This window comes from Bacteroides sp. 1001136B_160425_E2, assembly GCF_015559655.1.
Classification (GTDB): Bacteria; Bacteroidota; Bacteroidia; order Bacteroidales; family Bacteroidaceae; genus Bacteroides; species Bacteroides luhongzhouii.
In genome coordinates, this window is the sequence record NZ_JADMQH010000008.1 from 109,705 (window position 1) to 124,934 (window position 15,230).

Sequence of the window (15,230 nt, forward strand, 5' to 3'; positions counted from 1 at the left end):
ATATTGTAGTGTTACTATTACAATAGTAGTAACATTATAATAAATTTGAATATGGAGAAAGTAAAAAGGATAGTCCTTATCGGAGCAAGCGGCTTTGTAGGTTCCGCTCTTCTGAACGAGGCTTTGAATCGTGGTTTCGAAGTTACAGCAGTGGTTCGTCATCCGGAAAAGATAAAGATAGAGAATGAAAATCTGAAAGTGGTGAAGGCCGATGTAGCTGTGCTTGATGAAGTGGCCGACGTTTGTAAAGGTGCAGATGCCGTTATTAGTGCGTTCAATCCGGGATGGAATAATCCTGATATATATGATGAAACCATTAAAGTTTATCTGACTATTATTGATGGAGTGAAGAAGGCTGGTATCAATCGTTTTCTGATGGTTGGCGGTGCCGGTTCTTTGTTTATCGCTCCGGGCTTGCGTTTGATGGATTCCGGCGAGGTGCCCGAAAATATATTGCCGGGAGTGAAAGCCTTAGGAGAGTTTTATCTGAACTTCTTGAAGAAAGAGAAAGAAATAGACTGGGTGTTCTTCTCTCCGGCAGCGGATATGCGTCCGGGAGTACGTACAGGACGTTACCGGTTGGGAAAAGATGATATGATTGTAGACATCGTAGGAAACAGCCATATCTCTGTCGAAGATTACGCTGCCGCAATGATTGATGAATTGGAGTATCCGAAACATCATCAGGAGAGATTTACGATTGGTTATTGATAGAAAAGCTAAAGTAGAGCCTGAATGATAAAATAATGGCTTGAATCCATACATTGCAAATGTAAGATTCAAGCCATTATTTTATTCTAACGATTACAATTTTATTCTTTTAGAAGAGCGTACTTCTATATTCTGTCAAGTACAGTCTTAATCAGTGTATCAATTGTATTTTTATATCCTGTATTGGCCTCTTTAATAAGTCGGTTGGCTATCACCATGCAGACGGTCATTGCCTTGTGCCCCATCAACCGGCTAAGTCCTGCCAAAGCCGAACTTTCCATTTCGAAGTTGGTTATCTTGTAGCCTTTATATTCGAAAGCTTCAATCTTATCATTCTGTTTCGGGTCTGCCAATGGAACACGAAGTTCACGTCCCTGCGGACCAAAGAAACCTCCGGCGGCGATTGTTACTCCGCGTACCATGTCATCTTTGGCAATCCGGTCAATCAGTTCTTCGCTGGCATCAATAACATAAGGAGCAGGCGCGCACATATTTCCCGACCAACCCATGTGATTGAGGAATGCACGTTCAAAAGGTAAGTCGCATACAGCATTTCGTCCGGCATAGAAATTCAACAATCCGTCGAATCCGATAGATTTTTGCGAACACACAAATGTTCCGACAGGAGTGTTGGGCTGTAAGCCGCCACATGTGCCGATACGTACTAATTCCAGTTGGCGGAACTGATCCTTTTCTTCACGGGTATTAAAATCGATATTGGCGAGCGCGTCCAGTTCATTCATTACGATATCGATGTTGTCGCAACCGATTCCTGTAGAAACCACTGTAATCCGTTTACCTTTATAAGTACCCGTAATGGTTTTGAATTCGCGGCTTTCCACTTCACATTCTTTGTTTTCGAAATGAGAAGCTACGAGTGCTACACGTCCGGGGTCACCTACCAGAATTACTTTGTCTGCCAACCATTCGGGCTTTACGTGAAGATGGAATACTGAACCGTCTTCATTGATAATCAATTCAGAGGATGGAAAGTACTTTTTCATGTTATTGAAGGGTTTTAGTTTTATAATAGGATTTGTATCTATAAATAGAAACGCCGGAACCAGATTTAAGTTCAGAAGAAGCCACTATCTTTTTCCTTTAGAAAAGTGGAGTGTGTCTTAATACTGAAATGAAATCGGATTCCGGCGTTTGTGAACGATTATTTGCTCAACGGCTGATTGCCTGTGTTGCCTGTTGTCGGCTTGGCGATATTCTCACGCATGGAGGTATCAGCTTCAATATTTTTCATACGATAATAATCCATGATACCTAAGTTGCCGCTGCGGAAAGCTTCAGCCATCGCTTTAGGAACTTCAGCTTCTGCTTCGATCACTTTGGCACGGGCTTCCTGTGCTTTTGCTTTCATTTCCTGTTCGGAAGCAACTGCCATAGCACGGCGCTCTTCGGCTTTTGCCTGTGCGATGTTCTTATCTGCGTTAGCCTGATCGATTTGCAGAGCCGCACCGATGTTTTTACCTATATCGATGTCCGCAATATCAATAGACAAGATCTCGAAAGCCGTTCCTGCGTCCAAACCTTTACGAAGTACAAGTTTAGAGATTGAATCCGGATTCTCAAGTACCGATTTATGGTTTTCAGACGAACCGATAGACGAAACGATACCTTCGCCTACACGGGCGAGAATCGTATCTTCACCTGCACCACCGACCAGCTGTTTGATGCTGGCACGTACTGTTACTCTGGCTTTGGCTATCAACTGAATACCATCTTTGGCAACAGCCGTAACAGGAGGAGTGTCAATCACTTTAGGATTTACCGACATCTGCACAGCTTCAAATACATCACGTCCTGCAAGGTCGATAGCAGTTGCCATTTGAAACGATAATTCGATATTCGCCTTTGATGCAGATACTAAGGCGTGGACTACTTTTTCCACATGTCCTCCCGCCAGATAATGGGCTTCCAGTTCGTCACGGGTAATGTTTTTTAATCCGGCTTTGTGAGCCTCGATCATTCCCGGCACGATGATATAAGGCGGAACATTACGTATACGCATCAGGAATAGCTGTATCAACGAGATGTTGACACCTGATACTTTGGCCGACAACCATAAGAAGAACGGCACATAATGGAAAAATAGTATTAGGAAAATAATACCTCCAACAATCAGAAGGATAGGTAAGTACAGAGATGTTTCCATTGATAATTTGTATTAAGTGAATATTATTTGAGGTGTCTTTCAACCATGATTGTACCATCGGTAATACGGTTTACGATAATCGGTGTCTTCTCATTGAGGAAGCCATCCATAGACTTTACTTCCACAATTTTTCCGTTTATCTCAGCATAACCGATTTGCGCCAGACGTGTAGTACTGATTCCCGTATCACCCACTTTAATGCTGTCTTCTGCGCTACGGTCTACTTTCGAATCAATATCCTTTTTCAATGCCAGTTTGTCCAGCATCTTCGATCGCATGAACCAAACCAGTGATCCGATGCAGGCAATCGCTGATATACCAAGAGTGATAAATCCTCCTGCCATACCTAAATTGGCAAACGCATAGTAGTTGGCATAAAGGATGCAAACCAATGCAGAAATTCCGGCCAGGCTAATGCCCGGGATGACGAACAGTTCTACCAGAAACAGTATGACTGCGGCAATAATGAGAATGGTGATAATGAGTATATCCATAGTTCGGAGTTATTATTTATTTTGTTTTTTCTGCATTACGTACATTCACTTCAAGAGTATCCAGTTCTTCGGACATTTGCAATACCCGCTTTTCGAGGTCGAGGATGGCAGGAGCCATTTTTTCTTTTCCTTGTTGGTTGGCACCGGCGTATTGTTGACGCAGGCTATTCAGTTTTTCTTCTTGTTGATAATAGTCTTTCTCCATCTGCTGGTAACGCTGGAAAAGTGATTTTGCTTTTGCGGATTTAAAATCGCTCATCAGATAGTAAGTCGTATGATCGTCAATGACAAACTCAAAGTCCATCGCACGACGTTCTTTGGGCTTATGACTGATGGCAGCTTCCAGACGTTGCAATGCTTCGGTAACAGCTTGTTTGTCTTTCCAGGTTTCTTTCAGTGAATGAATCTGTGCCAGACGAATAATCTGTTGCTGTTCCATTGCCTCATAATTATAAGTCTGCTTGGAAGTATTAGGAATGAATACATAAATACATACCTTTCCTTCGGGCTGGAAACGGTCGGAAGCAAACCATCCGAGGTTGTTGTATTCGTCAATGACATACATATAATCATTGTATGGCGAATTGAACGGCATACCTACATTGTCCGGAACAAGATAAGTGTCGGTATTCGTGTTGTAACGGGTGACAAAGATATCATAGCCTCCCAGTCCTTCGCCATCGCTGGCATAGTAAACGGTGACTCCGTCCGATAGAACAAACGGATAATTCGCGTTTCCGGAAGCGTTAATACTGCCCGGTAATGGGCGTCCGTCACTCCATTCATTCAGCAACTTGTTTTTTGAGAAGATGTCAAGATATCCCTTTTCACCCTTTTCGCTATAATAGATTTTATTTCCGATTTCTGTTTCGTAAACAGTTCCCGGATGATCTCCTTCTGTTTTGAAAAAATCATTGAAGGTAAACAACTTACCCGATTCTTCACTAATCTTGTATGCCTGGAGGAAAGTCGCCTTGTCTACGACGAAGCTGTCAACGATGCATACATCTTCCACTCCCTTCAACATTCGAAGGTCGGATTTGCTCTTTTCCAGAAGCTTTTCCGCTTCTTCCGTCGATTTCCTGCGTTTACTTAAATCTGCGATATATTCCTCAAAACAGTTTACAGCGTCTTCGAAACGATAAGTCTCGTTATATGCTTGTCCCAAATAGAGTTGTCCACCGGTAACACGTTTCTTCACTGCTATCTCGAGAGGTTTTACAGCTTCTTCCGCTTCTCCGGTTTTCAGGCAACATACGCCATACCAATAATTATAGTTCCCGTTCGACGGTTGTGATTTAGCATACTTTTCGAAGACAGGCTTGGCTTTTTCATAGTCACCTTTAGTGAATAAGGTGCGTGCCTGTTCCAACGTTTGTGCAGATACTTCGCAAAGGAAGAGGCTGCAAATTAAAAATAGAATATATTTTCCTTTCATCGTTTTGAGCGTTTATGAGTGACGGGTGGATTGAAAACATTGCTGCTTTCGGGCACCGGTCCATTTATCAATTGTTCAAAAGTACAAATTTATTAGAAATAAACCCTTTTTCAGTGATTCTATTATGTTAATTCTTCTTTAAATCATTCTTTTCGCTTACTTTTGCAGCCGATTTTCAAAGATATGACACAATTTACGGAAGAAGAGAAAACCATTCGCCGCATTGAACGGCGGTTTAGCAAAGGGGTGGTGCAATATGGATTGATAGAAGAAGGAGACAAAATCCTTATCGGACTGTCGGGAGGAAAAGATTCGTTGGCACTTGTTGAGCTGTTGGGTAAACGCGCGCGTATCTATAAACCTCGCTTTTCTGTTGTTGCCGTTCATATAGTGATGAAGAATATTCCTTATCAGAGCGATATGGAATATTTGAAAGCACACTGCGAGGCGTATGGGGTACCCTTCGTGCAGTATGAGACTGCTTTTGATCCTGCTACCGATACACGCAAATCTCCTTGTTTCCTTTGTTCATGGAACCGCCGGAAAGCCCTGTTCACTGTTGCCAAGGAGCACGGATGCAATAAAATCGCTCTCGGTCACCATATGGATGATATTTTGGAAACTTTATTGATGAATATCACTTATCAGGGGGCGTTCGGTACAATGCCGCCCCGATTGGTGATGAAGAAGTTTGATATGACAATTATTCGTCCGATGTGTCTGGTTCACGAAGCCGATTTGATAGAATTGGCGGCTTTGCGTCATTATCAGAAGCAAGTGAAGAATTGTCCCTATGAATCGCAGTCCAGCCGTAGTGACATGAAAGGAGTTTTGCGACAACTGGAAGCGATGAATCCGGAGGCACGTTACAGCCTTTGGGGAAGCATGACCAATGTACAGGAAGAATTATTACCAGATCAAATAGATTAATTTGAATAGATTGTTATGAAAGGATTCTATACCATTTTGTTGCTGATCGTATCCAATGTTTTTATGACATTTGCCTGGTACGGCCATTTAAAGATGAAACAGGAGTACGGCTGGTTCGCAGCTCTTCCGTTGATCGGTGTTATTACGTTTAGTTGGGCAATCGCTTTTTTTGAATATTCCTGTCAGATACCAGCCAATCGTATCGGCTTTATAGGTAATGGAGGACCGTTTTCACTGATGCAGTTGAAAGTCATCCAAGAGGTGATAACACTTATTATTTTTACAGTGTTCACTACTATCTTCTTTAAAGGCGAAGCGTTACATTGGAATCATTTGGCTGCGTTCGTTTGTTTGATTGCGGCGGTGTATTTTGTGTTTATGAAATAACGGCATTAATATTGGCATAAAGAATACCAATGCGATGATTGAAAATAGTAAACCTCCTATTGTGCCAATCGCGAAAGAGAACCAAAACGCTTCTGCCTGCGGACCATCGATCAAGAACGGAACCAAGCCCAATACAGTAGATAATACAGTCAATAAGACTGCAACAATCTTATGATTATAGGCTTTAACATAGAGCTTGACAGGAGGGAGCGGTTTGGCTCGATAGCGACAGTTGCTACGAATGCCATTGTATTCGTTTATGATATAAATAGCTGCATTCACCACCAGTCCGCTTAATAAAACCAGCGATGCAAAACCACCTGTTCCAAAGTTAGTGCCAGAGAAATAGAACGTCAAAAAGGTCCCGATAAAGGATATCGGAATCAGTGATATAATCACAAGTGGCTGTCGCAATGATTCAAACAAAATGGAACAAGTGAAGAAGATAATGACAACGATTAGTAGGATCAACCAATATTGAGTTCCTTGATCGTCATACCATCCATGACTTGTGTTGACTACACGAAAACCGACCGGTAGAGCAGCATTCACCTCTTCGGTGGTCTTTTTTATGAACTGATCGGACAGGTCATACGTTCCCATATAATCAAATGCTACATCAAGCGAATACTCCTGATCTTTTTTGGTGATTTGGTTACTGACAGATTGTAGGCTAATCTCTCCGATATGAGCATAACAAATGGGATTGTCATCTACGTCTATATAGCTGTTCATCAGATGCCACACATCGAACTTATCACGCAGTGTAGAGTGACAATCAATATCTATGTATTGATCTTTATTGCGGTAAGTACCTACCGATCCTTCATACAGCAGTGCAGAAAGCGCTGAATACCCTTGGTTGAGATTCAGATCATAGAGTGCGATTTTTTTCATATCATATTTGATATACATCTCATCGGTAGAATTATCTTGGTCGGCGTAATCACCGGGGCCTCCTAACTCTATATCAATGTTGGTGACTCTCTTGTTGTCTTTAATCTTTTCGGTTACCATCTCTGCACATTTGTAAAGATAGTCATAGTTATAACCACTCAACCCTATACGGCACGATTTACTTTTTCCCAGTGTGAGCGAGTTGGAGAAACCTTTTTCACTCACTCCTGTTGTGCTCCAGTCTACGCCGCCTATTGACAACGCTTCCCTAATCACTTGTGACTCTAAATGTTGAGGAAATGCCCCATATTTATATTCATCGGTAAATTCCACTTCAATAGAACCACTTTCTCCATTGATTTGTGTCACGAATTTCTTGATCTCCTTGTATTTTGTCAGGAAATGATCCATTTGCCACATCTTTTGATTCAACAGTTCCGCGTCGCCCTTTTCTGTTAATTTGGCCGATATTCGAAGTTTTACATCATAGTCACTCTGCGCAAATGTACGAGATGATTGGGTGGATGAGAAGAGATGCAGCGTCCCACCTGTCACCTTTTCAAGAGGCTGGCGCAATTTGTTTTGATAAAACTCACTGCCAATGGTCTTATTATAGGCTACTTCATACCATTTGAGTTCCGGTTTTTCTTTATTGCTATAAAAATAATGGGAGCGGCCTAATTCTCTCGGCAACTGATTCAACGGAATACCAAATACCAGCACCAAAATTGTGATATAGATCCATTTTTGTTTTTGGGTAAAGGTGATATAGCGGTTGTAGAATTTATTCCATTTTATGATCCTGCGACAACGGCGATAGTCTCTTTTCTCCTGACGACGGTTCAAGCCGTTACGATCAATAATAGCCGGCACAAAAAACAGAGCCACAAACAGAGCCACAATAAGATTGATGATGATAATAGTAGCAAAGTCATTCAGTGTTCCTCTTACATAATCGGGCATAAAGAAGATAATCACTAATGACCCGATCGTAGTGAGCAGTGCTGCCAAAATTGCGATGAAGACGCTTCGGTTACGGTAATAACTGTAGTGATCCACCATCACGATCGTGGTATCGATCATAATTCCGAACGATACGGCAACACCAGTCAACGAGATTAAATTCAACTCTATATCAAACAGATAAAAGAAGATAACCGATATCAACACATTAGCGAAGAGCGCCACGGCTATGATAGATAAATAACGACCGCTTCGACTTGATATCCAGATAAAAAGAAAAAGGATCAGTAATGAAAGGAATGTTCGTTTTATTAATTTATTCAGCTCCTTAAGCACATCCTTGGCAGCATCATAGGTTAGAGAGATATAAAACCCATCTGAAAGATTGGCTTGCACCTCCTCCATCTTTTTACGTAATTCGGAAGAGGCTTTGATGATATTCACATCAGCATCGGCTGATATACTTAGGTTGATCGTATTCAGACCGTTGATGCGGTAAAAATTGCTTTCGCGGCGTTTTTTATAGTTTAGTTTAGCGATATTATCCAAATAGATGATTTTTCCCTCTATGGTGGTAAGCGGCGTTTTCCCGATATCAGAACCAAGCGGCTCAGTTTCTAAAAGTAGCGTGATACGCTCTTTGTTACCATTACGGTCGATCTTGTCAATATCCCCGACAATAGATCGTTGCCCTAAGAAGTTTTGAAGCCCTGATGTGATTATATTGGATTCCAGGCCGTAACGTTGCAACTCTGTCTGATCATATTCTATATCCAGATAGGTTGGAGGTGCTCCCGAAACGGTGACCTCCCGCACATAATCAATTTGCGTCAGATAGGGTTTGATATTTCGCTCTACATAATTCTGAATATTGGCCGGCTCCATATCCGCATTGATGATATAGGATAAAACTTGCCGGGAATTTTGTTTCATGCCGCTTCCGACATCTCCTCCTGACAGGGAAGGGTAACCGGCTCCTTCAGGCAGCTTGCCGGCTACCTGTTTCAGTAGGGAGGATATTTCAAAACGGACGGCTGATACGCTGGCGTTCTCTTTCAGTTCAATCGCGACGTTTCCACTTCCGTAGGACGATGTAGAAGAGGTTTTCTTGACTCCAACCACTGATGAGACCATTCCTTCTATTTTAGAGGTAATCTCCTGTTCAATTACCCGTGGTGATGCTCCCGGCCAGCTGAACGAGACGTTCAACTGTTTTCCCTGTTTCGGCGTAGGATTATAAGCGACTCGTAGTAGTGGTATCAGCGCTATTCCAATCACCATCAATACCGCCATAATCAGTATGAGGGAGAAGCTGGGTATCCGCTCTAAAAAGCCTTTTTTTGTTGTATCTTTACTCATAAGCAGCAGGATTAGTGTTTACGGTAAATAACATAATAAATCAACGGTATAAAAAACAGGCTGATAAGTGTTCCGGCCGTCATGCCAATAATAATAGAGAATGACAATGGATATTGCAGATCCGAACCCATGTCTACCCGGTTCAAGAACGGCGCAATAGCCAATATGGTCGTTAGGGAAGTCATAATGATCGGCTTCAAGCGACTGTGACCACCCACTAAAATTGCCCGCAGCAGTGACATACCTTGTTTTCGCAGGCGATTAATCGTATCTACTTTCAGGATCGAGTCGTTGATGATAATACCACTCATTACCACTAAGCCAATCATTGACATGATATTCAGACTTTCACCAAATAGCCACAAACCAAACAACACGAAAAAGATATCAACCACAATCTCTGAAAGGATGATTAACGGTTGAACAATACTTTCAAATTGTGCTGCCAGAATAAAATAGAGTAACAAAATAGCTACCAATAGAATGATAATCAACTCCTTGATGGTCTCACGACTTGAAAAATACTCTCCGGTAAAGGTCACAAAGAAGTTACTATCCTCTTTTACAACCTGCTCGATGGTTTCCATTACTTGCTTCACATCGCTGTCCGGCACATCAAGAGCGATAGGGTAGTAGTCGCCATCACTGCCGGAGTAGAGCTTCTTAAAATCTTCCCCTTTAGTCTCACGTATTACCATCGAGAGCGGTATCTCCACGCTGTTTTTATTACGCACTTTGCCCGATAAAATGTCAGAAGCTTCGGCACGTGATTCCCCCGTTGTGACAGGCATCGAATAACCGCCTTGATTGATGCGAAACAGCACATTCTGACTAATGATATTTTTCATCTTTCCGTAGATATCATCATACGTAATATCATATACCGCCATTGCCTCCACATCGGCTATATAACGGATATTTTGCTCCATCACAGCCGGAGGCACAACTATATCTGGCAGTGCTTTTCGAATCTTCCCTGTCAGCTCTGTTATCTGTTCCACTGTTGGAGCTTGTCCCCCTTTGCTATGTAGTTGCACCACCAACGGACTTCCCTGTTCGGCAAATATCAGATTAAATATATTGCCCGAAACCTGAAATGTAACCAATGCTTTCGGATGATTTTCATTCACATAATCTGTCAGTCTTTTCTCTATCTTCGCCAGCGTCTCCGCGTCTTTCGCTTTGATATAAACAATACTTTCGGAGGGTGTAATCTCTTTGGTATGAGACATTAAAAACTGCTGCACGCCAATCATTGAGGTGGTTTGCTCAACCAAACTATCAACTTGCGACAACAAACGATGCACCCGCAAATCATTCTCTTCGAGTGATATACCGCTATTCCAGTCGATTGTCATAATAGTATCATCATGCGAGATATGTGGCAGACGGCTCTTTTCAACTATCTGATAGATGAGATAGGTCATCGGAATAAGTGCTACAAAGCAGACGATCATCATTTTGCCGTGCCGAAGTGCCCATTTAAGCGTCTTTTCATACGGACGGTAGTAGTTGAAAGTAAAAAAACGGGCAATAAAACGATTTTCGGTATGTGCCGGCAGCTTTTTGTACAACAAGTAGAAATAGACTGGAAGTACCAGTACGGCTACGAGTAATGAGGCAAACAGGGCTATCGTCACCGCCATTGCCTGATCGTAGAAGAGCGCGCCGGCCGTACCGCTTAGGAAGATCAATGGTACGAAAACCGAACAAGTGGTCAGCACACTGCTAAGCATCGGCGTAAAGACCTCACTGACTGCTTCAGCGATGGCGTCATTGAGTTGCATCCCCGATTGCCATTTTTGCGATATATTATCAATAACAATAATCGAATTATCAACAATCATACCTGTTCCGAGAATCAAACCGGATAACGAAATGATGTTAAGCGATATCCCCAACAGATGGAATGACAACAAAGTGACGATTAATGACAGAGGGATGGTGACAACGATCAACATCGGTGAACGGAAATCCTTCATAAACAGGAAAATGATCAGTGCCGCTAAAATAGCGCCTACCAACAGATTACTATCCAAATTTTCGATTGAATAGGCCAGCAACTTAGTTTGGTCACGGGTCAGTTCAAACCGGATGTTCGGATGTTCTGCCTCCAGATCGGCTATTAGTGTGGCGATACCCTGTTGCAGATCTTCCATCTTGGCATCGTTCTGTTTAATAATTGCCATTGAAACGGCTGGTTCGCCTTTGCTACGTACTAATCCATTTCGCTTGGCCGGACGCTGCACAATCTCACATAGCTCTTTGAACTGATAGATACGTCCATCGTGTTTGATGTATATATTTTCGATGTCTTCTTTTGAAATGATATGCGCATCGAAATGAATGCTGTAGCGATATTGACCATCTTTGATGCTCAATGCACCCAAAGATATGTTGTTGTTATTGATTGCCTGCTCCAACAGACTAATATCCGCCCCCATAGAGGTTAGCTTAGTATAATTGGGAATACAAAGCAGTTCCGGTGTCACTACCCCGCTAATATCGACCATCGCCGTTTGTGGTAACTGTTCAATACGTTTAGAGATTACGTCACGAGCAAACTGTCCCAGCTCGCTAAAATCAATACCCGCTTCACGAGGCTCCCCCTCTTTGGGCGGAATACCATTTTTAAGTGACAGGTTGAGATAGAAAGCCGGAATATCAGTCACACTGGCTTTGATTACCTTGGGACGCTCCACATCTTTTGGAAGTGAGGTGATTGCCCGGTCCATTTTTTCATTGACATCAATAAAGACGATGTCTATATTGCAGTCGGGCTCAAAGTTCATATAGATCGCTCCGACATCGGCACGAGCTTCTGCGGTTATATTTTTCAATCCGGCCACCTGCGACAACTGGTTCTTGAGTGGTTTTAACAGAGTGTTGTCTACCTCTCGCACCGACAGACCGGGAGCTGATACCTGTACAGTGATCTGCGGTATATTAATAGCTGGCATAAGCGATACCGGCAGATAACCCACCGCCACCATACCCAGCACCACGATAGCAATTACGCTCATTGTCACTGCTATGGGGCGTGTTATCAGTCTTTTTATCATACTTTTAGGGATTAAGGGTTCGCCAATTGTGTGTTGTAAGCTATAAGTTGTGTCTTTTAATTAGGCGTTACCTCCGTTTTATCAGCCAAATTCAGATTGTTAGATACAATAACAACATCATTCTCTGAAATAGTAGTCTGTTTCTTTGCGTTGCCCGTAATCACATGAGAATCAATATTAGACATAACCACATCCACGTACGTCCATACCGCTCTACCATCTTTATAACGGAAAATCACTTGGAACCCATCTCGAAGTACCACCGCATCTTTTGGAACAACAAACTGCTGTTTCAATTCACGTTCTAATAGAATCTTCACATTCATCCCTTCCACCAAATAATTATTGTGGTTGCGTACTTTTGCACGTACTTTAATCTGTCCTCGTTCATCAATCAGCGGATTGACCTCCGTTATTTCACCTACAAAGCGTTGATCTTCATTGATAAAGGGTGAGACTGTGATCTGCAATCCTCGTGTCACCTCTTCCATCTCCGCTTCCAATACACTAAACTCCACATCGAAATAGGAGTCGTCAATCAACGTACATAGTTTATCTGTCGAACGACTATATATCTTGGAATCCAAATTTGCCACACGACCGCTAAACGGGGCGATCAGGTAACAGTTAGCTAACTGACGTTCGGCTGCCTCCAACTGATCCATCGCGCTTTCATACCCTGATGAGGCCTTCATATTCTGCAAAATAGTGGGTGGTACAGCTGTTGTATCAGCCGTATAGCCCTGTCCGATCAATTTATCTACCAAGTCAATGTTTGCTTTGGCCATTGCACGGCGACTTTTTCGAAGTTCTATTTCCGCCTCTTTCGTGTCGAGCACTGCTAGCGTCATTCCCTTGTTTATTCTGTCTCCGTTGTGTATATGAATAGCAGTAATAGTCCCCGAACCATTAAATGCAAGGTCACTCTTTACTACTGCACGTAACTTACCGTTACATACGATCTGTTTTTGGAAGGACCGTTTTTTCAATACCAGCGTATCAACAGTAATCAATTGTGTTTTCTCATTGCTCTTACCGATTGGAACTTCTTCTTTCTTCTTCCCGTTACCACAAGCTGTCACTCCCAACAGGCAAATGATTATCAATAAACTTTTATGTAGGGCAAACTTCTTCATAGCTTTTATTTTTCAATGATTTTATCGAATTCCGCGCTAATATCTTTTTTATGAATAAAGTCATATAGCGATAATTTTCTTAACTCAAAATAGGCACTCCAAAAGGTACTTAATTGTGATATATATTGCTCGCTGGCATCATCCAGTTCTTTCTGCGCCGTATTCAGATCGGTCACGGTGATACCTCCGTTTTGGAACCTGTCTTTGGTGATGTCGTACCGTTGTTGTGCGATAACCAATGCTTTTTCCGATATCTCGCACTGTCTGCCTTGTTGGTTAAACTGCATTACTTTAATTCGAATATCTTGTTGAAATTGTATGGCATCCTGTTCATTTTGAGTGCGTGTCAACCGGGCTTTTGCTTCAGCCATCTTTACCTTTCCCCGGCTCATGCCCCAGTCGTAAATAGGCATTGTTAGCGAAAGTCCGACAATTTCCTGATCTTTCAAGAGGCGATATGCCTCATTGAAACTGTTTCCTGTTTGCGAAAAGCCTAGATTAGCTTGTAGCTCTACCTGAATACCTTTTGCCGCTTTGGCTTGTGCTACTTCCTGTTGCGCTTCAACCTCTTTCAGTTGAAGTGAAAAGTTCTGCGATGAATTTTGCAAGGCTTTGCTTAACACAAAATCATATTCCATAATGACATCCGGAGCTATTGTGGGCGGCAGCACCGCAAAAGAAGTCGTTTCCGAAATACCTAAATAGGTCTTAAAGTTGAAAAGTGCAATCTCTAAATTTGTTCTGCTATTACTAACCGTCAGTTCCGCATTCATCAGTGCCAATTCCAGTTGTAATAGTTCACTTTTGGTCACAGTGCCGATTTCTGAACGTTTGAGTGCTATGTCATACATCTTTCGAGTATCATTCAGATTCTCTACATTTTTCTGATGACTGGTCTGTGCCGATAAAACGGAAAAGAATTGGGAGGTAGTTCGGAGGGTTATATCCTCCATTGCTTCTAAATATACTTTCTTTTCCTTTTCGTACCGCAAAGGTTCTGTTTTCTTCTGCCATTTTAACTCATTAAACGATCGCAGAGGTTGTGTATAACGGATTGTAAGCGGATTCGAGTTATAGATTTGTGTGCCATAATTGAACTGATCCAGTCGGTCGAGTGATGTATTAAGTGATACTTTACCACCCGTCAGAGAAATGTTCTGATCTATCGAAATAGACAAATCGTTGCTTAATGTGTTATTGGCTACATAGCTGATACGACCTGTTTCCGGATCACGTACATCTACCAATGAGCGGTTATAGTTCCCTAAATTACCATGCAAATTAAGCGACGGTAGTAACTGCGCTTTATAAGAACGAAAATTCCAGTACTGTGCCATAAAATTGAGCTGTGCCATCTGAACCTGTGGAGAGTGAGAATGTGCAATCTCAATCGCTTGTTCGAGGGTCATCTTTCTCGTAGGCAGATTTTGTCCGGTAATGACATTACTGAGTAGCCACCCGACGGATATTAATAGTAGCCTTTTTCGCATTTGTGTTTATGTCTTTAAATTTATCTTCTTTTTAATCTGCGATATCTGTTCTGTAGCTATATTCCCACAATAAATACTTTATATGCTCATTGAAAAGCAGGGTGTTTTCTCCATAGTATTCTGCGGTTTTCTTAACGTGTACAAAGGTCTGCTCATTGTTTTTTATAGTGTTATTGAGTTCTTTTATAAAAAATATCCC

11 protein-coding genes are annotated in these 15,230 nt (G+C 42.1%); 3 read left to right on the plus strand and 8 right to left on the minus strand.

Annotation, left to right across the window (positions count from 1 at the left end; translation table 11 throughout):
* Window positions 1-51: 51 nt before the first annotated feature.
* Window positions 52-711 (plus strand): NAD(P)-dependent oxidoreductase, encoded by a 660-nt coding sequence (locus I2I04_RS09805; protein WP_143258395.1) that lies wholly within the window; start codon window positions 52-54, stop codon window positions 709-711.
* Between the two features lie 125 nt (window positions 712-836).
* Here I2I04_RS09805 and I2I04_RS09810 read toward each other — a convergent pair whose 3' ends face one another.
* The 4 genes from I2I04_RS09810 to I2I04_RS09825 form a co-directional block, all read right to left on the minus strand.
* Window positions 837-1,715 carry a nucleoside phosphorylase gene (locus I2I04_RS09810; RefSeq protein ID WP_143258397.1) on the minus strand — a complete coding sequence of 293 codons (879 nt, stop codon included), beginning with the start codon at window positions 1,713-1,715 and terminating at the stop codon, window positions 837-839.
* 158 nt (window positions 1,716-1,873) lie between these two features.
* Window positions 1,874-2,875 carry a flotillin-like protein FloA gene (gene floA, locus I2I04_RS09815; RefSeq protein ID WP_143258399.1) on the minus strand — a complete coding sequence of 334 codons (1,002 nt, stop codon included), beginning with the start codon at window positions 2,873-2,875 and terminating at the stop codon, window positions 1,874-1,876.
* Between the two features lie 23 nt (window positions 2,876-2,898).
* A complete protein-coding gene (locus tag I2I04_RS09820) occupies window positions 2,899-3,369 on the minus strand; it encodes an NfeD family protein (RefSeq protein ID WP_143258402.1) in 471 nt (156 codons plus the stop codon).
* 16 nt (window positions 3,370-3,385) lie between these two features.
* Window positions 3,386-4,807: a tetratricopeptide repeat protein gene (locus I2I04_RS09825; protein WP_143258406.1), complete on the minus strand. Its 1,422-nt coding sequence runs from the start codon at window positions 4,805-4,807 to the stop codon at window positions 3,386-3,388.
* A gap of 183 nt (window positions 4,808-4,990) precedes the next feature.
* Here I2I04_RS09825 and I2I04_RS09830 point away from each other — a divergent pair, with 183 nt between their 5' ends.
* The gene (locus tag I2I04_RS09830) at window positions 4,991-5,737 is read left to right on the plus strand and encodes an ATP-binding protein (RefSeq protein WP_143258408.1); all 747 of its coding nucleotides are present in this window, start codon (window positions 4,991-4,993) and stop codon (window positions 5,735-5,737) included.
* A 15-nt stretch (window positions 5,738-5,752) separates the two neighbouring features.
* Window positions 5,753-6,124 (plus strand): DMT family protein, encoded by a 372-nt coding sequence (locus tag I2I04_RS09835; protein ID WP_195471180.1) that lies wholly within the window; start codon window positions 5,753-5,755, stop codon window positions 6,122-6,124.
* On the opposite strand, the gene I2I04_RS09840 is transcribed toward I2I04_RS09835, so the two are convergent.
* The 4 genes from I2I04_RS09840 to I2I04_RS09855 are packed head-to-tail and all read right to left on the minus strand — an operon-like array spanning window position 6,056 to window position 15,031.
* Entirely contained in the window at window positions 6,056-9,343 is a 3,288-nt protein-coding gene (locus I2I04_RS09840) for an efflux RND transporter permease subunit (protein ID WP_195654921.1), read from the minus strand. The genes I2I04_RS09835 and I2I04_RS09840 overlap by 69 nt on opposite strands.
* 11 nt (window positions 9,344-9,354) lie before the next feature.
* Complete coding sequence (locus I2I04_RS09845) at window positions 9,355-12,405, minus strand: efflux RND transporter permease subunit (protein ID WP_195654922.1); 3,051 nt, start codon at window positions 12,403-12,405, stop codon at window positions 9,355-9,357.
* Window positions 12,406-12,461: 56 nt separating this feature from the next.
* Window positions 12,462-13,541 carry an efflux RND transporter periplasmic adaptor subunit gene (locus tag I2I04_RS09850; RefSeq protein WP_195654923.1) on the minus strand — a complete coding sequence of 360 codons (1,080 nt, stop codon included), beginning with the start codon at window positions 13,539-13,541 and terminating at the stop codon, window positions 12,462-12,464.
* Window positions 13,542-13,546: 5 nt separating this feature from the next.
* Window positions 13,547-15,031: a TolC family protein gene (locus I2I04_RS09855; protein WP_195654924.1), complete on the minus strand. Its 1,485-nt coding sequence runs from the start codon at window positions 15,029-15,031 to the stop codon at window positions 13,547-13,549.
* Between the last annotated feature and the right edge of the window lie 199 nt (window positions 15,032-15,230).